Here is a 19,239-nt window from a genome sequence, read left to right as displayed (position 1 = left end):
CTAACCCCTAATCTCTTACTTACGTGCGTATTAAATTTTACTTTTTTATTCTTGTATTGTTTTTGTTCGGGCTGGGTGGAGCGTTGATATACTTGGCAGGCAAAATGCAAACCGCTCATCTATATGTTGTGGAGGGCATCATCGCGTTTATACTTATCTATCTGGTGGTGTTCTACCGTAAGATTGTCAAGCCGATGGACACGATAGGAAGCGGTATGGAGTTGTTGCGCGAACAGGATTTCAGCAGTCGGCTCAGTCAGGTGGGACAGTATGAGGCCGACCGTATCGTGAACGTCTTCAACCGTATGATGGAGCAACTTAAGAACGAGCGTCTGCGTATGCGCGAGCAGAACCATTTTCTTGATTTGCTGATTCAGGCATCGCCTATGGGCGTTATCATTATGACGCTGGACGGTGAGGTATCGCAGCTCAATCCGATGGCCGTGAAAATGCTGGGCGTTCGGTTGGAAGAAGCGCAGAACAAGAAACTGGAGAAGATTGATTCGCCTTTGGCGGAAGAGCTGGCATCCATTCCTAAAGAAGCAACTTCCGTAGTGCGGCTGAACGATTCGAATATTTATAAGTGTACCCATTCCTCGTTTATCGACCGAGGATTCAAACATCCTTTCTTTCTGATAGAACGTATGACGGACGAAGTGATGAAAGCGGAAAAACGCGCATACGAAAAAGTTATTCGCATGATTGCCCACGAAGTGAACAATACCACGGCCGGCATTACCTCTACTTTGGATACGGTGGAACAGGCACTCTCTACGGAAGAAGGCATGGATGACATTTGCGATGTAATGCGTGTATGTACGGAACGCTGTTTTTCTATGAGCCGCTTCATTACCCGCTTTGCAGATGTGGTGAAGATTCCCGAGCCTACGGTGGCGCCGGTTCAGCTGAATGAATTGGTATCCATGTGCAAGCGTTTCATGGAAGGAATGTGCAACGACCGTAACATTATTCTTCGCTTGGAATGCGACCCTGAAGTAGGACAGGTTCGTCTGGATGCTTCACTGTTCGAGCAGGTTTTGGTAAATATCATCAAGAATGCTGCCGAAAGTATAGAGGGCGCCGGCGAAGCGGCAGGCAAGCAAGGTGAAATAACGGTAAGGACCACTGCCCCCGCTTTCATAGAAATCGTTGACAATGGTCCCGGAATCAGCAAAGAGACCGAAGCTAAACTCTTCAGTCCCTTCTTCTCCACCAAGCCGAACGGGCAGGGGATTGGCCTGGTGTTTATCAGGGAAGTGCTGAGCCGCCATGGTTGTACATTCTCCCTGCGCACGTACAATGATGGATTGACCCGCTTCCGAATCTTATTTAATTGAGAATTGAGAATTAAAAATTGAGAAATGGCTGCGCTGTCATGCTGCATAGTATTTTTTAATTTTTAATTCTCAATTCTCAATTAAATAAGATTTTTCTCCCATTCTTTTGCGTACTCATCCAATATCCGCTTGATGCCTTGGCCGATTGTGACGTAATCGTTCTCATTCAGATTGGCAAGGGAAGCGCGCACGCTCCATTCAGGTCCGTCGAAGCCGCCGCCGTTCAGAAGTACCAAAGAGGTTTCTTGAGCAAGGCGGAATACTACGTTCAGCGGACTGTACGTCTTTTTGAGGTATTCCACGAACTTGTCTCCATAGAACTTTTTGGCCCAGACCAGCATGTCGATTTCCGTATAGTAGCCCACCCGTAAGGGGTCTTCCACTAATGTAAATCCGGTATTGTCCCAAAGAGTCTGCAAACGGCGCCGGATGATTTCCTGCATCTTCTGCTTGTATTTGTTCTCCTTGTCCAGCAAGGCGAAAGCGGCGAATAAACTCATCTGCATCTGTTGCGGCAATGAAAGCCCTGCCGTATGGTTCAAGGCTACCTGACGGCTGTCCGCTACCATGCGGTCAATGAACTTCAACTTTTCGGGATGCAGGGTCAGTGTGGCATAACGGTGATTGAGTGCTTCGCGCTTCTCTTTCGGCAATCGGGATATCTGCCTGTCGAATACATTGTACTCGTGCAACGCTATGACGGCGTTGCGCCAGCCGGTGGCTCCGAAATACTTGGAGAAAGAATACACGCAAAGCGTGTTGTACGGAATTTCTGCCATGAAGGAACGGAAATGCGGGCTGAAGGTGCCGTACACATCGTCCGTAATAATCATCAGGTTGGGATTGTCTTCCTTTACGATGGTTACGATGCGCGCCATTGTTTCGGGACTGAGCGTATAGCTGGGCGGGTTGCTCGGATTGGTGACGAACAATGCCTTTATCGCCGGATTTTTCAGCCTGTCAATATCCTCGTCGCTGTATTGCCACAGGTGCAGCCCGTCTTGGCTCATGCGGTTGGCATGCAGTTCGGTCACCTTAAACCGGTAGCGGTTCAGCTGGGGAATCTCTATATAAGGTGTAAAGGCGGGAACCATGAGGGCGATGCCGTCACCTTTGTTCAGTAGGAAATTCTCTTGCAGGGAATCGAAGATATAGCACATGGCGGCTGTTCCGCCTTCGGTGGCAAACAGGTCGAAAGCTCCGCGTGGCGGACGGTTGTCGCACATTTCCTGATTCAGGTAGTCGCATACCAGCATTTCGGTGAATCTTAGGATACGGTCGGGTACAGGATATTGGTCGCCTATGACACTCTCCGCCCATTCGTGAACAAGGCTGTCCGGGTCGACGGCATGCTGCATCAGCATATAGTTGTAGGTTTGTTCCAGTAATTTGGCTCCGGGCTGATAGGTGTTGCTTTTGAGGAATTGCTCGAAACGAGAGGCAATGCCTTGTTTTTCGGGGATGCCGGCAATACCTTCGGGAAGGAACATGACGTGACGGCATTCTTCCAGCCCGAACTTTCCCAAGAGGAAAAAGGCCTCGCGTGGAGTGGTTGCAATCCAGTTAGGATTACCGCGCCCGGCGTTCAACATGGTACGGGCTGTTTTTTTCAGACTTTCATCTGCCATGTCGATAAGACGGTTTTTCAGCTCGAAGGGGCTGATATTCTCCATCTTTTTTTCTAAAAGTTTTGTATCCATATAATCTGAAGTTTTTAAGTTTTCTTTATTCTGAAAATAAGTTCTTTTTATTCTGATAAGAAGCTCTCTTTGTTCTGAAAGTCAGCTCTTTTTGTTCTGAAAATCAGTTCTCTTTGTTCTGAAAGTCAGTTCTCTTTGTTTCGAAAATCAGCTCTCTTTGTTCCGATAAATTGTTGCACGTCTGTCATTCCTAAGGCTGAAAGCCTTTTATCATGCAGCCCGGGGTAACACCCCGGGAATGTGAATATGGCTAACATTGCGCCCTGTAGGGGCAAAATCTTTGAATATTATCTTTTGCCCTTACAGGGCGCAGAATGCTGAGGACATTTATTTATTCACTAATACTTACGCTGAGAATAATTCATGCAATAACTGAAAACTATTCGTACAACAGCCGGGTTGTTTTCTTACGACGGCTGTTGAATTATCATACAACAGCTGTGAAGTTATCTTACAACAGCCGTTGTAAGATAAGATTGCATTGTTTTGCAGATCAGTATCCTAATTGCAGGCCATTGATTCATAGCGCTTTGACACGTTAAATCAGTAGGACGATAACCACTCCCCATATAATCAGCAAGGTGTTGCCTACTGCATACGTCACTGTATAACCCAGTGCGGGCGTTTCACTCTCTACGGCATCTTGTATGGCTCCGAGGGCCGCCGTGGTAGTTCTTGCGCCTGCACAACACCCCAGCGCGATGGCAGGGTGAAACTTGAACAGATACCTTGCCAGCAACAGTCCGATAATCAAGGGGAGAGTGGTGGCTGCCGCGCCCACAAGGAACAGGCTGATGCCTACGTCATGGAACCCCTGTACGAAACTGGGACCTGCCGATATACCTACTACGGCGATAAACATATTCAGCCCCACATTATTCAGTACCCATTGCGAGGGTTCGGGAATGCGTCCGAAAGTGGGGTGCTTGCTGCGCAGCCAACCGAAGACCAACCCCGCTATCAATGCTCCGCCGCTGGTGCTCAGGCTGATTGGCACTCCGCCGATGTGAACGGACAATGCGCCGAACAGTCCGCCTGCAAGAATGCCGAGCCCTACGAGAATCATATCTGTTTGGTTGGTAGGACGGTCTATATAACCCAAACGTCTGGCGGCGGCTTCCACTTCCTGTCTGGTTCCCACTACTTCTACCACGTCGCCGGCATCTACTGTGGTCTGTGCCATGACGGGGATATCGATGCCCGCACGCTTGATGCTGCGGATGCTGACGCCGTGCATGAACTTCTCACCGCGGATTGCCGAAACGGTTTTTCCGGCAAAAGTCTTTTTGGTTATCATGACGGGCAGTCTTTCGGCAGGGAAGTCCAGTAATTGCTGGTCTTGTATTTCAGGCCCTATCCAGTCCTCTTCACCGATGACGTACTCCCGGCGTCCGCTCAGTACGACTTCATCTCCTATCTCCAGTTGCACGTTGGGACTGACTTCGCAGATAGTGCCCGCCTTGCGTATTCGTTCCACAAACAGACGCTTGTCCTGTTGCTGGAAGTATACTTCGAGGTCTATGACCCTTTTCCCGTTTTTGAACCATTCGTTTTCGATGCGGTAGGCGCGGAAAGTGACGGGGCGCGCGGCATGCATGAAGCCGGGCTCGTCTGCCTGGGAGTTACCCATGCGGGCTTCCAAATCCTTGCAGGCGGCTTTTACCTTATCCAGCCCGCCCAGCATTTTCGGTCCGATGGACGACAGCACCCAGGCCGAGCCGGCGGTACCGAAAATGTAGGTTACGGCATAAGACACCGGAATGATGTTGACGTAACTCTGCCGTTGAGCTTCGTCCAGCCCCATATTGGCCATTGTATCTTCCGCTACGCCGATGACGGCGGATATGGTTTGCGAGCCGGCAAGCAGCCCCGCCGCTTCTCCCATGTTATATCCCATGAGCAAGGCAAGCAGCCAGGTCACTCCCAGAACGGATACGCACATCAGCACTGCAAAGGCCACTTGCGGCAATCCGTCTTTCTTCAGTCCGCGGAAAAACTGCGGGCCTACCTTGTAGCCTACGGCAAACAGGAACAGCAAGAAAAATACCGACTTGATCGGGCCGGGTACGGCAATATCCAGCTGGCCTACCACTACGCCTACCAACAGCACGCTGGTGACGGTTCCTAAAGTGAACTTGCCGATGCGCAGCCTGCCCAGCCAGAACCCCAGGAAGATGGTGAGGAAAATGGCTAATTCGGGACGTTCCCTGAGTTGATTGAAAATCCATTCCATAATTAAGTATTTAGGTCTGTTTGTACGTCTTTTGCAAGTCGTTTTTGCTATACAACGGGTTTTAACGGGAAGTGTTTTGAATAAAAGTGGTTTTTTAGAACATTTATTCCGTAAAACCGAACTTTTAGAAAAAGTTTTCTTCCGTACCTTTGCGCACTGAATGATAGATAGGTAAGGTATGAGGTTGTTTATTAGGGTATTTCTGCTGATGCAGATAATTGCGGTTCCCTTGAGGGCGCAATATGTGGTGCAAGGTGTTGTCACTGATTCGCTGACGCGGGAACCGTTGCCGTATACCTCGGTCTATCTGAAAGGAACCACAGAGGGGGGAATGACTGATGACAGGGGAGTATTTTCTTTCAAGACCTATCGCCCGGAAGCACGGCTGGTAATCTCGGCTGTGGGATACAATGAATACACCCGGTTGATTCATCCGGCACGCGGGGAGCGTATAAAAGTTGCGCTCGCTCCTGCCACTTACGCGCTGAACGAGGTGTTGGTGAAGCCGAAGCGCGAGCGCTACAAAAAGAAGGATAACCCGGCTGTGGAGTTTGTGCGGAAGATGATAGAGCATAAGGACGATTATTCTCCGGATGAGCGCGACTTCTGGCAGCGCGAGCGTTATGAAAAAATGACATTTGCCATCAACAACTTCGATAGCGTGAAGCAACAGAAGTGGCTGTACCGTAAGTTTAAGTTCCTGACCGATTATGTAGATACCTCCACCGTTACCGGAAAACCCGTATTGGCGGTGTCCAACCGTGAGCTGCTGGCCACGGATTATTACCGTAAGTCGCCCCATAGCGAAAAGCAATGGGTAAAGGCGCGGCGGCAGGCGGGAGTGGACGAAATGCTGTCACAGCAAGGTATGGAGCAGGCTATCAGCGTCACCATGACGGATGTGGATATTTACCGGAACAATATAACGCTGTTTACCAATAAGTTCGTCAGTCCGCTATCCTCTATGGGGCCTTCGTTCTACAAGTATTACCTGATGGATACGCTGACCGTTGCCGGGAAGCCTTGCGTAGACCTGACTTTCGTGCCCTTCAATTCCGAGTCGTTCGGCTTTACGGGACATCTGTACGTCATGCTGGACAGTACGTATTTCGTGCGTCGCGTCGTGATGAACTTTCCTCAGAAAATCAATCTGAACTTTGTGGACTACATGAAGATAGAACAGAATTTTGACCGTGCTGAGGACGGTACAAGGCAGCTTATGAATGAAAGTATCACGACGGAGTTCAAATTGGTGGATAACAGCGACGGTATCTATGCCAAGCGGGATGTCTATTATCAGGACTATGCCTACGAACCCGCCGCCGATGCTTTACAGGTATTCCGAAAGCCCGAGAAAGTGATTGAGGGTATGGACGCTTCCGCTCATCCCGATGCCTACTGGGACGCCAACCGGCTTGCGGAAGTGAGCAGGAAGGAGACTTCCGTAGACAAGATGATGGCGCAATTGCGTAGCTATCCGGTTTATTATTGGACGGAGAAAGTGCTGAAAGTATTGTTTACGGGCTATATCCCGGCTCCCAAAGAGAAAGCTCCGTTGTTCTATATCGGCATGATGAATACCACCATCAGCGGTAATGCGCTGGAAGGAGTACGTGTGCGTGCCGGCGGAATGACGACAGCCTGGCTTAATCCGCATTTGTTCGGCAGGGGATATGTGGCGTACGGCTTTCGTGATGAGCGAGTGAAAGGATTGGCGGAACTGGAATATTCTTTTCATAAGAAAAAGGAGTATGCCAACGAGTTTCCGATTCACTCCTTGAAACTTCGTTATCTGTCCGATGTCAACCAGTACGGGCAACATTATCTCTATACCAGTCAGGATAATGTCTTCCTGGCCTTGAAACGCCAGAAGGACGACCGTATCGGCTATCAGCGGAAAGCGGAACTGACGTATACGAACGAGTTTCATTCGGGCTTTTCTTTTCAGCTGACCACGCGTTTGCGGAAAGATGAGTCTTCGCGTCTTATTCCTTTCGTGAAGCAGGATGCCGGAGATGAGTTTGTAAAAAGTATTTCTACCAGCGAACTGGAACTGAAGTTACGCTATGCCCCTAACGAAAAATTCTTCCAGACGCAATGGAACCGTTTTCCGGTGTCTTTGGACGCTCCGGTCTTTACGCTGACGCATACCATGGCGGCTAAAGGGGTGCTGGGAGGAGATTATGCTTATCATTATACGGAGGCGGGCTTCCAGAAACGTTTCTGGTTTTCGGCTTTCGGCTATACGGATGTTATACTGAAAGCAGGCAAGGTGTGGAATAAAGTGCCTTTCCCGCTGCTAATCATTCCCAATGCCAACCTGTCTTACACTATTCAGCCGGAGTCTTACTCGCTGATGAATGCAATGGAATTTATGAACGATGAATACGCTTCGTGGGACGTGACTTACTTCTTGAACGGTTTTCTTTTCAACCGCATTCCGTTGTTGAAAAAACTGAAATGGCGTGAAGTGTTGTCCTGCCGGGGAATTTATGGAAATCTGAGTGACAAAAACAATCCGGAATTCAGTGAAGGATTATTCGCCTTTCCGGCAGGAAGCACTACCATGGGGCATACTCCGTATGTAGAAGTCGGAGTAGGTATAGAGAACATTTTGAAAGTGCTCCGGGTGGATTATGTATGGCGTTTAACTTATCGGGATTTACCGAATATAGATAAATCCGGGCTTAGAATCAGTCTGCACATGACATTTTAACTTAAATCTTACTAACAGAACATTAAATCGGATAAAATGACTAATCCAAATTGGGCAAAATACCCTAAATTTGAGCAATTTTTTAAACTCTAAATAATACAATGGCAATGAAAGAAAACATTAAGCCGGCAACCGGTCGTTTGGGCGTACTGGTAGTCGGAGTAGGTGGTGCGGTTGCAACCACTATGATTACAGGTACATTAGCAGCCCGTAAGGGTTTGGCAAAAGCTATAGGCTCAATCGCACAAATGGCTACTATGCGTATGCAGGACGGCAAAGAACATCTGATTAAGGATGTGGTGCCTTTGGTTGATTTGAACGATATCGTGTTCGGCGGTTGGGATATTTTCGCTGACGATGCGTATGAAGCCGCAATGTACGCGGAGGTTTTGAAAGAAAAGGACTTGAACCTCGTAAAAGATGAGTTGAAGGCCATCAAACCCATGCCTGCCGCTTTTGACCACAATTTCGCAAAACGTCTGAACGGTACGCATATCAAGAATGCCGCTACACGTTGGGACATGGTGGAACAGCTGCGCGAGGATATCCGTACTTTCAAGGCAAACAATAACTGCGACCGTATCGCTGTGTTGTGGGCTGCAAGTACTGAAATTTATGTTCCTCTGTCGGAAGAGCACAAGTCTCTCGCCGCTTTGGAAAAAGCCATGAAGGAAAACAACACGGAAGTTATTTCTCCGAGTATGTGCTACGCTTACGCTGCAATCGCAGAAGGCGCTCCGTTCATCATGGGCGCTCCTAACCTGTGCGTAGATACTCCGGCCATGTGGGAGTTCTCCAAGAAAATGAATGTGCCTATTTCCGGTAAGGACTTCAAGAGCGGCCAGACTTTGATGAAGACTGTACTCGCTCCGATGTTCAAGACCCGTATGCTGGGTGTAAGCGGATGGTTCTCTACCAATATCTTGGGCAACCGTGACGGCGAAGTTCTTGACCAGCCGGAAAACTTCAAGACAAAAGAAGTCAGCAAACTGTCTGTTATCGACAATATCTTCGAACCTGAGAAATTCCCCGATTTGTACGGTGACGTATATCACAAAGTACGTATCAACTATTATCCGCCCCGTAAGGACAACAAGGAAGCATGGGATAATATCGATATCTTCGGCTGGATGGGTTATCCGATGGAAATCAAGGTTAACTTCCTGTGCCGCGACTCTATCTTGGCGGCTCCTATCGCACTCGACCTGGTTATCTTCAGCGACCTCGCTTTGCGTGCCGGTATGTGCGGTATCCAGACTTGGCTGTCATTCTTCTGCAAGAGCCCGATGCACGACTTTGAACATGAGCCGGTACACGACTTGTTCCAACAGTGGAGAATGGTGAAAGAAACTCTCCGTAACATGGTAGGTGAAACTGCACCGAGCTATTTGGACTAAAATAAGAAAGTGGTAAGGTTATAAAAGTGATAAGGCGATAGGGTGATAAGTAAGTTTCGTTTTGAGATTTCATCACTCTACTGCCTTACCACTTTTATCGCTTTATCACCCTATCACATTATCACCCTTTTATCATCTTTTTATCAATGAAGAAACCCTCTTTTCTCCCGGTTCTCATCGGTACGGGCTTCGGTTCGGGCTTTTCTCCTTTCGCTCCGGGTACGGCGGGCGCTTTGCTGGCTGCGCTTATCTGGTTCGGATTATCTTTCATTGTTTCGGAAATATGCCTGATATGGCTGACGGTAGTTCTTGTTCTTGTCTTTACGGTAATGGGGATATGGGCCACCAATCGTCTTGAACCTTGCTGGGGGGAAGACCCTTCGCGTGTGGTGGTGGACGAGATGGTGGGAGTATGGATTGCATTACTGGCTGCACCGTCAGGGAATGTGTGGTATGCGTTGGGAGCTTTTGCTCTTTTTCGTCTGTTCGACATTTTTAAGCCGTTGGGAATCCGTCGCATGGAAAGTTTTCCTGGCGGATTTGGAGTGATGATGGATGATATCTTGGCGGGAATTTATAGCTTTGTAGTCTTAATCGGAGTAAGATGGCTGATAGGCTGAAAGAAATATCGGGATTTGCAGGTTGGCGTCATGCTGTTTGGGTCTTTGTGAAGGCCCAGCTTTCGTCGTATGTGGCAAGTCTTGTGGATTTTCTTGTGACCATTCTGCTGGTTAAACTATCCGGACTTTTTTATTTGTACGCTACTTTCTTAGGCTCCGTGGCCGGCGGCATGGTGAATTGCGTCATTAACTACGGCTGGGTGTTTCATGCGGACGACTGTAAAAAAACGCACGTTGCGCTGAAATATCTTTTTGTCTGGGGAGGTAGTATTTTATTGAATACATGGGGCACATTTGCCCTGACGGAGTGGCTGACGGGCATGCACTGGGTGGACGGATTGCTGGGACATTACATAAACGATGTGTTTATCCTGTCCAAAGTAATCGTAGCCGTTCTGGTGGCGTTTTTCTGGAACTATCATCTGCAACGGGTATTCGTATATCGCAATCATAATTTCAGAAAATTTATACGACAATATTTTAGAGACTAAATAGAACTGATATGAATTATAGAGATTGGCTGCAACAGTTGATTTATAAGATTATAAATCCGGTTGTGCATGGCATGATTAAGGTGGGCATTACGCCTAATTTTATTACTACCACCGGACTGGTGATGAACATTGTGGCTGCGTGCGTATTTGTGTATGCGGGTGTGTATAAACCGGGTGAACCGGCCTATGTGGGTTGGGGCGGAGGAATCGTTCTCTTTGCCGGTTTGTTCGACATGATGGACGGGCGTGTGGCGCGTGTAGGCAATATGTCTTCCACGTTTGGCGCATTGTATGACTCGGTGCTCGACCGTTATAGCGAGATGGTGACGTTGTTCGGTATCTTCTATTATCTGATTTTGCAAGGTTATCTGTGGGGCTCGATGATAACTTTTGTCGCGTTGATAGGTTCGCTTATGGTGAGTTATGTGCGCGCACGTGCCGAAGGACTGGGGCTGGAGTGTAAAGTAGGTTTCATGCAACGCCCCGAGCGTGTGGTGCTGACCAGTCTTGGCGCTTTGTTCTGCGGTATTTTCGGAGATTGCAAGGCATTCGACCCCATGTTGATACTGATTGTTCCGATGGCTGTGATAGCCGTTCTTGCCAATTTGACGGCATTTGCGCGTATTGCGCATTGCCATAAATTATTAAAGAAGCAATAATGAGAAAGAATATTTTTCCTTCTGTCAAAGAAGCGCTGCCCGTTGCTGTCGTTACGGTGCTGTTCTTGTTGTTGACGGCCGTGTGTATAGGGCTCCGTACAGAGCATCTTCTGATGGCGGGTCTGTTTCTGGTACTCTTCTTTGCGGGGAAAACAACCCGTAAATTGGCGGTGGCGCTACTTCCTTTTATCATCTTTGGCATTTCTTACGACTGGATGCGAGTATATCCCAATTATGAGGTGAATCCTATTGATGTACAGGGATTGTATGAGGCGGAGAAGTCATTGTTCGGTATCTCGATTGATGGGGCAACGTTGATTCCCTGTGAGTATTTTGCGCAGAATCACTGTACGATAGGCGATTTCCTTGCAGGTATATTCTATCTTTGCTGGGTTCCTGTTCCTATTGCGTTCGGCTTGTGGCTTTATCTGAAAGGCGAGCGTAAGGTGTACCTTCGTTTTGCCATGGTCTTTCTGCTGGTAAATCTTATCGGATTTGCCGGATATTACATCCATCCGGCAGCACCACCTTGGTATGCCATGAACTACGGCTTTGAGCCGATTCTTGATACTCCGGGTAATGTAGCGGGGTTGGGACGTTTTGACGAACTGCTGGGATGTTCTGTCTTTCATTCCATTTATGGGCGGAATGCCAATGTGTTTGCCGCTGTTCCTTCATTGCATGCTGCTTATATGGTGGTAGCGGTAGCGTATGCTGTTATGGGGCGTTGTAAAAAATGGCTGATAGCTTTGTTCTCTGTTATCATGGTGGGTATCTGGTGGACGGCCGTTTATTCCGGTCATCATTATCTGATTGACGTGATGTTGGGCATTTCCTGTGCTCTGCTGGGGATTCTGCTATTTGAGCGGGGATTGATGAAATGGGGGGCGTTCAAACGTTTCTTTGAAAGATACAGTCAATATATAAAATGATAATACAAGTATGAATAATTTTGTCTTTTACAGTCCTACGGAGTTTGTTTTCGGCAAGGAGACGGAAATGCAGGTCGGTATTTTGGCCGGTAAGTATGGAGCACGGAAAGTGATGATTGTATATGGCGGCGGTTCCGTGGTGCGAAGCGGATTGTTGGACAGGGTGAAGCAATCTTTGCGGGAAGCCGGTATTCAGTATTGTGAAATGGGTGGCGTACAGCCTAATCCGGTGGATACAAAGGTGTATGAGGGGATTGAACTTTGCCGTCGTGAACAGGCTGATTTACTGCTCCCCGTAGGAGGCGGCTCTGTGATTGACACAGCAAAGGCTATTGCTGCCGGTGTGCCTTATGAAGGTGATTTTTGGGATTTCTTTATAGGTAAGGCGAAAGTGGTGAAAGCATTGAAAGTTGCCGTTGTTCTGACGATTCCCGCTGCGGGTAGCGAGGGTTCGGGCAACTCGGTTATCACGAAAGTGGATACCTTGCAAAAACTGAGCTTGCGTGTGCCGGAACTGTTGCGCCCGGTTTTTTCCATTATGAATCCCGAATTGACTTATACATTGCCGCCTTTTCAAATGGCTTGCGGTATCGCCGATATGATGGTGCATATCATGGAGCGTTATTTCACTAATACGCAGGATGTGGAAATAAGCGATCGTCTTTGTGAGGGTACGCTGACGGCTATCATTAAAGAAGCTTATCGCATCCAGCGGAATCCGGAAGATTATGGCGCACGTGCCAATATAATGTGGTGCGGAACGATAGCTCATAACGGAACTTGCGGCGTAGGTTGTGAGGAAGACTGGGCTTCGCATTTTTTGGAGCATGAAGTCAGTGCGATTTATAACGTTACGCATGGAGCAGGATTGTCTGTGATAGTTCCGGCATGGATGATTTTTATGGCTGGACATAATCCGAAAAAGATAGCCCAATTTGCCAACCGTGTTTTCGGTATTCCCGAATCGGAGGATTTGGAAGAGATGGCTTTGGCCGGAGTGTCCCGTTTGAAGCATTTTTTCCGCTTTATAGGACTACCGGTTAATTTTAAGGAACTGGGTATTGAGGAGCCCGATATAGACCGCCTGGCGGATAGCCTGCATCGCAATAAAGGAGAGTTTGTGGGCAATTATGTGAAACTGACAAAACAGGACAGCAAGGAAATCTACCGTCTGGCATTGTGATAATGAACAAAAAAACGGCGAAGTGTTTATCTGACTTCGCCGTTTTTTTATTTGATTTCGATTTCTTCCTTCATATCAATCTCTTCTCCTTGCGGATCGTAGAAGATATACTCCAGAAACGCTAATTTCTGACTTGGAATAATCTTGATTCCGAATCCGTATTTCATCTGCCATTTCCGTTTCAGTGAGAGAACTCCCTGATTGATGTAGGCAGCGATATACGGGTGGATGTGTAACGAGAATTTCTTTATCTTCAGTTTGTTGACAAGGTAGTCAATTTTACTCTCTAAGGTGTCCGTAAAGAGGATGGACGATTTAATAGTGCCCTTACCGAAACAGGTCGGACAGGTCTCCGTAGTATTCACATCCATTGCCGGGCGTACTCGCTGACGCGTGATTTGCATCAATCCGAATTTACTGAGCGGCAGGATATTGTGGCGTGCCCTGTCTTTCTGCATGTTGGCGCACATACGTTCGTAAAGCTTTTGTCTGTTTTCGGCTTCATTCATGTCAATGAAATCCACCACGATGATACCACCCATATCTCTTAGCCGCAATTGGCGTGCCAGCTCATCAGCGGCTCCCAGATTCACTTCCAGTGCGTTGGCTTCCTGCCCGTTGGCATTCTTGGTGCGGTTACCGCTGTTCACGTCTACTACGTGAAGCGCCTCAGTGTGCTCAATAATCAGGTAAGCTCCGCTTTTGTATGAAACGGTTTTGCCAAATGATGACTTTATCTGCTTGGTGATACCGAAATTGTCATAAATGGGAAGTTGACCTTTGTACAGTTTTACGATTCCTGCCCGTTCAGGGGCGATGAGTGTTACATAATCCTTGATTTCGTTGAAGACAGCTTCGTTGTTCACGTAGATGTTTTCGAAAGAAGGATTGAACAAGTCGCGCAATAAACCTACGGCACGGCTGGTTTCTTCGTAAATCAGTGTCGGATACTTGGTCGCTTTTTGTACTTTGGTAATAGCTTCTTCCCAATGTTTCAGTAATACTTTAAGCTCTCCGTCAAGCTCGGCTACGCGTTTTCCTTCGGCGACAGTGCGGACGATGACACCAAAATTCTTAGGCTTGATGCTCATCAGCAGTTGTTTGAGACGGGCGCGTTCTTCGCTCGATTTAATTTTTTGTGATACGGAAACCTTATCGTTGAAAGGAATTAGCACGAGATAGCGTCCGGCAAAAGAGAGCTCGGAAGTCAGGCGCGGTCCTTTGGTCGAGATAGGTTCCTTTACGATTTGCACCACTACTTCTTGTCCTACCTTGAGTGTGTTGGATACTGTTCCGTCCTTTTCAAGATCGGGAAGTATGGTTGCTTTGGTAATTGGATTAAGCTTCTTTTTATCGCTTAAAGTCTGCTTTACGTATTTTTCTAACGAGTTAAATTGAGGACCTAAGTCCAGATAATGAAGAAAAGCGTCTTTCTCGTAACCCACGTCCACGAAGCAGGCATTCAGGCCCGGCATCAATTTCTTGACGCGTCCCAAATACATATTGCCCACAGAGAAGGAAATGTTTCTTCCTTCGCTTTGAAGCTCTACCAGGCTTTTATCTTCGAGTAAAGCTATGGAGACCTCTTTGGGCTGTACGTCTACAACGAGTTCGCTTGTCACAATAATTTGCTTTTTACATTTTTATTATACAGATATTTTCTGTTCAGATTGACCGATACATCAATAGTTGTGTATTGATGTATCGGTTTGATACTTAAACAAAGAACAAACCCGCGAGACAATTAGCTTCACAAGTTTGTTCTTTATTTTGTCCTTCAGACTAAAAATTACTTTTTGCTTTTATGTCTGTTCTTTCTTAGTCTTTTTTTACGCTTGTGCGTAGACATTTTATGTCTTTTTTTCTTCTTTCCGCTTGGCATAGCTTCAAAATTTTATGGGTTAATACTAATTGTTTATTATTTTTTCACAGCAATGGTGAATGTCTTGGCAGGTTTAAAAGCCGGAATGTTGTGTTCCGGAATGATGATAGTAGTGTTCTTTGAGATGTTACGAGCTGTTTTCTGAGCTCTTTTCTTCACTACAAAACTACCAAACCCGCGGAGATAAACATTTTCATCTTTAGATAAAGATGCCTTCACTGCGTCCATGAACGCTTCAACGGTTGTAAGTACTGTGACTTTGTCAATTCCGGTGTTCTTTGTAATTTCGTTTACAATATCAGCTTTAGTCATTTTTTCTTAAAAAAAATATTATTACTATAGTTTTCTAATTTTTTGGACTGCAAATATATAGCTTTTTGGCGGCTCTAAAAAATATATTCTGGACATTTTTTGAAAAAAGTCAAAGCATTAAGCTTTGTTAGACTGAAAAACTGTATTTTTGTTCTTTCGAAAAAAGGACTGCATCCTTTTGGGGTATGGAACTATATATGAATAGATTGACTGAAATTTTATTGGATTGGTATGCGGACAATAAACGCGATTTGCCTTGGAGGGATACTGCCGATCCTTACCGGATATGGATTTCTGAGATTATTTTACAGCAGACGCGAGTGGCGCAAGGATATGAGTATTTCCTTCGTTTCATCCGCCGTTTTCCTGATGTGGAAACTTTGGCTTCGGCTTCGGAAGACGAGGTTTTGAAATATTGGCAGGGATTGGGATATTACTCTCGTGCCCGTAATCTGCATGCCGCTGCCAAGAGTATGAACGGTAAGTTTCCGGAAAGCTATCAGGAAGTCCGTGCCTTGAAAGGAGTAGGGGACTATACGGCTGCCGCTATTTGTTCCATAGCCTATAATATGCCTTATGCGGTAGTGGACGGAAATGTATATCGTGTGCTTTCCCGCTATTGGGGTATCGACACTCCTATTGATTCTACGGAAGGGAAGAAACTTTTTGCAGCTTTAGCCGATGAAATGCTTGATAAATCCCGGCCGGCTGCGTATAATCAGGCCATAATGGATTTCGGGGCTATTCAGTGTACGCCACAGTCACCTAATTGTATGTTTTGCCCTTTAGCGGATAGTTGTACCGCTTTATCGAAAGGGCAGGTTATGCAGCTTCCCGTGAAGCAGCATAGGATAAAGATGTCTAACCGTTACTTTAATTATATATATGTACGCATGGGCGCGTGTACCTTTATACATAAACGAACGGCCGATGATATTTGGAAAAATTTGTTTGAGTTGCCATTGGTTGAAACAGACAGGGATTTATCGGAAGAGGAGTTTTTGTCATCGGTTTCCTTTCGCTCACTTATGGCGGTGGGGGAGATACCGGAAGTACGTTCGGTGCTTCGGAATGTGAAACATGTTTTGTCTCATCGTGTGATTTATGCTAACTTTTATGAAGTTGTTTTGCCGGAGAATTCCCGTTCTTTTTCGGAATATCAGTGTATCGGAATGGAAGATTTGGAGCAATATCCGGTATCTCGTTTAGTACATGCTTTTTTGGAGAAGTATGTATAAAAGTTGGCTGTATTCTTGCATGATGTTGTTATTCTCGTTAATTTTGGCAACAAATTTTAAAGTTGAAAGCGTATGTCAGTAAATAAAGTGATATTATTAGGAAATGTAGGCAGAGACCCTGAGGTGAGATACCTTGATACCGGTGTAGCTGTCGCTACTTTCCCTTTGGCTACTTCAGACCGTGCCTATACATTGGCAAATGGAACGCAAGTTCCTGAACGTACGGAGTGGCATAATCTTGTCCTTTGGCGCGGACTGGCGGAAACGGCTGAGAAATACGTGCATAAGGGAGACAAGCTTTATGTGGAAGGTAAAATACGGACTCGTTCGTATGATGATCAGACCGGTGCGAAACGCTATGTAACAGAAATTTTTGTAGATAACATGGAAATGCTCTCTGCGAGAAGCGCAGTGCCCGGAACCGCGCCGCAGGCCGGTATGCCCGGACAAACGGGTGCTCCCGTACAGTCAACACAATCGCAGGTTACTCCTGCGCAAAATAATCCGACGGACGATTTACCGTTCTAATTGTTTAACTAAAACCAAAATCTTTGGACCCAGACGCTTATTTATGCCAGTTGGCGGATATATTTAACGGTATAACCGTACATGCTCCTTCTGTTTCGGCTATTATAGCCATTGTATTGGCAGGTGTGCTTTTACTTGCTTCCGGTTTTGCTTCGGCTTCCGAAATAGCATTCTTTTCACTCTCGCCGTCCGATTTGAATTCTGTTGAAGAGGGGAAACACCCTTCTGACGGGAAAATCAAAAATCTATTGGATGATACAGAACGATTGTTAGCCACGATACTGATTACGAACAACTTCGTGAATGTAACGATTATCATGCTTTGCAATTTCTTTTTTATGAATGTGTTCCAATTCCATTCAGCCATTGCGGAGTTTTTAATCCTGACGGTTATATTGACTTTCCTGTTGCTGCTTTTCGGTGAAATTATGCCGAAGATTTATTCGGCGCAAAAAACATTGGCTTTTTGCCGTTTTGCTGCTCCCGGTATCATGGCATGCCGTTCCATATTCTATCCGTTATCGTCAATACTGGTACGCTCTACTTCGTTTCTTAATAAGCATTTTGTACGTAAGAATCATAATATTTCAGTAGATGAACTTTCGCATGCGTTGGAGTTGACGGATAAAGCCGAGCTCTCGGAAGAAAATAATATTTTGGAGGGCATCATTCGCTTTGGTGGTGAAACGGCCAAGGAAGTCATGACATCGCGTTTGGATGTGGTTGACTTGGAAATCCGTACTCCTTTTAAGGATGTGTTGAAGTGTATTGTGGAGAATGCTTATTCGCGTATTCCCGTTTATGCGGAGACGCGTGACAATATAAAGGGGGTGCTTTATATCAAGGACTTGCTCCCTCATCTGAATAAGGGGGATAATTTCCGTTGGCAGTCATTGATTCGTCCGGCGTATTTTGTTCCGGAAACCAAGATGATTGATGATTTGTTGCGTGATTTTCAGGCAAACAAGATTCATATCGCTATTGTGGTGGATGAATTCGGAGGAACGTCGGGTATTGTCACGATGGAAGACATTATTGAAGAGATTGTGGGCGAGATTCGTGATGAATACGATGATGAAGAGCGTACATATGCTGTACTCAATGACCATACATGGGTGTTTGAGGCTAAAACACAACTGACGGATTTCTATAAGATAACCAAGATAGATGAAGAAACCTTTGATGAGGTGGCAGGTGACGCCGATACTTTGGCGGGGCTTTTGCTTGAGTTGAAAGGGGAGTTTCCGGCACTTCATGAGAAAGTGACCTATGATTGTTATGAATTTGAAGTTCTTGAAATGGATAACCGCCGTATCTTAAAGGTGAAGTTTACAATTGATGAGCCGGTTCGGGAAGGTACTGAAACAGAGAAATAATGCCCGTTTTTAAACAATATACAGAGAATTCATACAGATGGGGTATCTGGAAAACAAGTGAAAGCCTGGAAGAAATGCTTGCCTTACTTCCTCATAAAGGGAAATATGAAGAGGGTATCGGGAAATTTGCAGCCGGTTCTCGTAGATTGGAGTGGCTGGCTGTGCGTGTGTTGTTGTATACAATGCTTGGTGAGGAGAAAGAAATACGCTATTATTCTAATGGAAAGCCTTATTTGGCAGACGGCTCTTTTTCTATCAGTATTTCGCATACAAAAGGTTATGTCGCTGTCTTATTAGGTGAGCCAAAGAAAGAAGTAGGTATTGATATCGAGTATTATAGCGGACGGGTACGGAAAGTGGCGCATAAATTTATGCGTGCGGATGAACAAGAATCACTATTCAGGGGTACGGAAACTTGGTCGTTGTTACTTCACTGGTCTGCAAAAGAAACCATGTTTAAATGTATGAATGCTTCCGATGTCGATTTTCGGGAACATTTGCATGTAATGCCTTTTATAGTTGGCGAACAAGGAGTATTCTCCGCTGCGGAATATCGTACAGCGGAGAAACGGAATTTTCAGATTCATTACTACTTGTTTCCGGATTTTGTACTAACGTTGAGCTTGTAGCTT

16 protein-coding genes are annotated in these 19,239 nt (G+C 46.2%); 12 read left to right on the top strand and 4 right to left on the bottom strand.

Going from position 1 to position 19,239, the window contains the following annotated elements; genetic code table 11:
- The first annotated feature begins 23 nt into the window (after positions 1–23).
- The gene (locus BUB52_RS13030; protein WP_009120506.1) at positions 24–1,337 is read left to right on the top strand and encodes a sensor histidine kinase; all 1,314 of its coding nucleotides are present in this window, start codon (positions 24–26) and stop codon (positions 1,335–1,337) included.
- A gap of 80 nt (positions 1,338–1,417) precedes the next feature.
- On the opposite strand, the gene aspD is transcribed toward BUB52_RS13030, so the two are convergent.
- Together aspD and aspT are read right to left on the bottom strand one after the other, a co-directional pair.
- Complete coding sequence (gene aspD, locus BUB52_RS13025; protein WP_009120507.1) at positions 1,418–3,037, bottom strand: aspartate 4-decarboxylase; 1,620 nt, start codon at positions 3,035–3,037, stop codon at positions 1,418–1,420.
- Positions 3,038–3,575: 538 nt separating this feature from the next.
- Positions 3,576–5,270, bottom strand: coding sequence for an aspartate-alanine antiporter (aspT, locus tag BUB52_RS13020; RefSeq protein ID WP_009120508.1), 1,695 nt, complete (start codon positions 5,268–5,270; stop codon positions 3,576–3,578).
- A gap of 178 nt (positions 5,271–5,448) precedes the next feature.
- Between aspT and BUB52_RS13015 the strand changes: the two genes are divergently transcribed.
- The 7 genes from BUB52_RS13015 to BUB52_RS12985 all read left to right on the top strand — a co-directional run bounded on the left by BUB52_RS13015 (position 5,449) and on the right by BUB52_RS12985 (position 13,271).
- Positions 5,449–7,986 carry a DUF5686 and carboxypeptidase-like regulatory domain-containing protein gene (locus BUB52_RS13015; protein ID WP_009120509.1) on the top strand — a complete coding sequence of 846 codons (2,538 nt, stop codon included), beginning with the start codon at positions 5,449–5,451 and terminating at the stop codon, positions 7,984–7,986.
- A 107-nt stretch (positions 7,987–8,093) separates the two neighbouring features.
- Positions 8,094–9,383 carry an inositol-3-phosphate synthase gene (locus tag BUB52_RS13010; RefSeq protein WP_022219682.1) on the top strand — a complete coding sequence of 430 codons (1,290 nt, stop codon included), beginning with the start codon at positions 8,094–8,096 and terminating at the stop codon, positions 9,381–9,383.
- A 146-nt stretch (positions 9,384–9,529) separates the two neighbouring features.
- Positions 9,530–10,003: a phosphatidylglycerophosphatase A family protein gene (locus BUB52_RS13005; protein ID WP_009120511.1), complete on the top strand. Its 474-nt coding sequence runs from the start codon at positions 9,530–9,532 to the stop codon at positions 10,001–10,003.
- On the top strand, positions 9,988–10,494 hold the full coding sequence (locus BUB52_RS13000; protein ID WP_009120512.1) for a GtrA family protein: 507 nt from the start codon (positions 9,988–9,990) through the stop codon (positions 10,492–10,494). The genes BUB52_RS13005 and BUB52_RS13000 overlap by 16 nt, the downstream gene beginning before the upstream one ends.
- Before the next feature lie 11 nt (positions 10,495–10,505).
- Positions 10,506–11,156, top strand: a complete 651-nt coding sequence (locus tag BUB52_RS12995; protein WP_009120513.1) for a CDP-alcohol phosphatidyltransferase family protein — start codon at positions 10,506–10,508, stop codon at positions 11,154–11,156.
- The gene (locus BUB52_RS12990; RefSeq protein WP_009120514.1) at positions 11,156–12,088 is read left to right on the top strand and encodes a phosphoinositol dihydroceramide synthase; all 933 of its coding nucleotides are present in this window, start codon (positions 11,156–11,158) and stop codon (positions 12,086–12,088) included. The genes BUB52_RS12995 and BUB52_RS12990 overlap by 1 nt, the downstream gene beginning before the upstream one ends.
- Before the next feature lie 10 nt (positions 12,089–12,098).
- Entirely contained in the window at positions 12,099–13,271 is a 1,173-nt protein-coding gene (locus tag BUB52_RS12985) for an iron-containing alcohol dehydrogenase (protein ID WP_009120515.1), read from the top strand.
- 47 nt (positions 13,272–13,318) lie between these two features.
- Here BUB52_RS12985 and BUB52_RS12980 read toward each other — a convergent pair whose 3' ends face one another.
- Together BUB52_RS12980 and BUB52_RS12975 are read right to left on the bottom strand one after the other, a co-directional pair.
- Positions 13,319–14,893, bottom strand: coding sequence for an Rne/Rng family ribonuclease (locus BUB52_RS12980; protein ID WP_009120516.1), 1,575 nt, complete (start codon positions 14,891–14,893; stop codon positions 13,319–13,321).
- Positions 14,894–15,189: 296 nt separating this feature from the next.
- A complete protein-coding gene (locus BUB52_RS12975; RefSeq protein WP_004290360.1) occupies positions 15,190–15,465 on the bottom strand; it encodes an HU family DNA-binding protein in 276 nt (91 codons plus the stop codon).
- 197 nt (positions 15,466–15,662) lie between these two features.
- Between BUB52_RS12975 and mutY the strand changes: the two genes are divergently transcribed.
- The 4 genes from mutY (at position 15,663) to BUB52_RS12955 (ending at position 19,236) form a co-directional block, all read left to right on the top strand.
- On the top strand, positions 15,663–16,703 hold the full coding sequence (mutY, locus tag BUB52_RS12970; RefSeq protein WP_039950248.1) for an A/G-specific adenine glycosylase: 1,041 nt from the start codon (positions 15,663–15,665) through the stop codon (positions 16,701–16,703).
- A gap of 72 nt (positions 16,704–16,775) precedes the next feature.
- Entirely contained in the window at positions 16,776–17,231 is a 456-nt protein-coding gene (locus tag BUB52_RS12965; protein ID WP_009120519.1) for a single-stranded DNA-binding protein, read from the top strand.
- Positions 17,232–17,254: 23 nt separating this feature from the next.
- Positions 17,255–18,607 carry a gliding motility-associated protein GldE gene (locus BUB52_RS12960; RefSeq protein ID WP_009120520.1) on the top strand — a complete coding sequence of 451 codons (1,353 nt, stop codon included), beginning with the start codon at positions 17,255–17,257 and terminating at the stop codon, positions 18,605–18,607.
- Positions 18,607–19,236 carry a 4'-phosphopantetheinyl transferase family protein gene (locus BUB52_RS12955; RefSeq protein WP_009120521.1) on the top strand — a complete coding sequence of 210 codons (630 nt, stop codon included), beginning with the start codon at positions 18,607–18,609 and terminating at the stop codon, positions 19,234–19,236. The genes BUB52_RS12960 and BUB52_RS12955 overlap by 1 nt, the downstream gene beginning before the upstream one ends.
- Positions 19,237–19,239: the final 3 nt, after the last annotated feature.

This window comes from Bacteroides clarus YIT 12056 (assembly GCF_900129655.1).
In the GTDB taxonomy this organism is placed as follows: Bacteria; Bacteroidota; Bacteroidia; order Bacteroidales; family Bacteroidaceae; genus Bacteroides; species Bacteroides clarus.
This window is presented reverse-complemented; position numbering and strand designations above follow the sequence as displayed.

Excerpts from the sequence above, each read along its gene's own strand:
- BUB52_RS12995 (WP_009120513.1), top strand. The coding sequence starts at position 10,506 with ATGAATTATAGAGATTGGCTGCAACAGTTGATTTATAAGATTATAAAT.
- BUB52_RS12990 (WP_009120514.1), top strand. The coding sequence starts at position 11,156 with ATGAGAAAGAATATTTTTCCTTCTGTCAAAGAAGCGCTGCCCGTTGCT.
- aspD (WP_009120507.1), bottom strand. The coding sequence starts at position 3,037 with ATGGATACAAAACTTTTAGAAAAAAAGATGGAGAATATCAGCCCCTTC.
- BUB52_RS12985 (WP_009120515.1), top strand. The coding sequence starts at position 12,099 with ATGAATAATTTTGTCTTTTACAGTCCTACGGAGTTTGTTTTCGGCAAG.
- BUB52_RS12965 (WP_009120519.1), top strand. The coding sequence starts at position 16,776 with ATGTCAGTAAATAAAGTGATATTATTAGGAAATGTAGGCAGAGACCCT.
- mutY (WP_039950248.1), top strand. The coding sequence starts at position 15,663 with ATGAATAGATTGACTGAAATTTTATTGGATTGGTATGCGGACAATAAA.
- BUB52_RS12975 (WP_004290360.1), bottom strand. The coding sequence starts at position 15,465 with ATGACTAAAGCTGATATTGTAAACGAAATTACAAAGAACACCGGAATT.
- aspT (WP_009120508.1), bottom strand. The coding sequence starts at position 5,270 with ATGGAATGGATTTTCAATCAACTCAGGGAACGTCCCGAATTAGCCATT.
- BUB52_RS13010 (WP_022219682.1), top strand. The coding sequence starts at position 8,094 with ATGAAAGAAAACATTAAGCCGGCAACCGGTCGTTTGGGCGTACTGGTA.
- BUB52_RS12955 (WP_009120521.1), top strand. The coding sequence starts at position 18,607 with ATGCCCGTTTTTAAACAATATACAGAGAATTCATACAGATGGGGTATC.
- BUB52_RS13015 (WP_009120509.1), top strand. The coding sequence starts at position 5,449 with ATGAGGTTGTTTATTAGGGTATTTCTGCTGATGCAGATAATTGCGGTT.
- BUB52_RS13005 (WP_009120511.1), top strand. The coding sequence starts at position 9,530 with ATGAAGAAACCCTCTTTTCTCCCGGTTCTCATCGGTACGGGCTTCGGT.
- BUB52_RS13000 (WP_009120512.1), top strand. The coding sequence starts at position 9,988 with ATGGCTGATAGGCTGAAAGAAATATCGGGATTTGCAGGTTGGCGTCAT.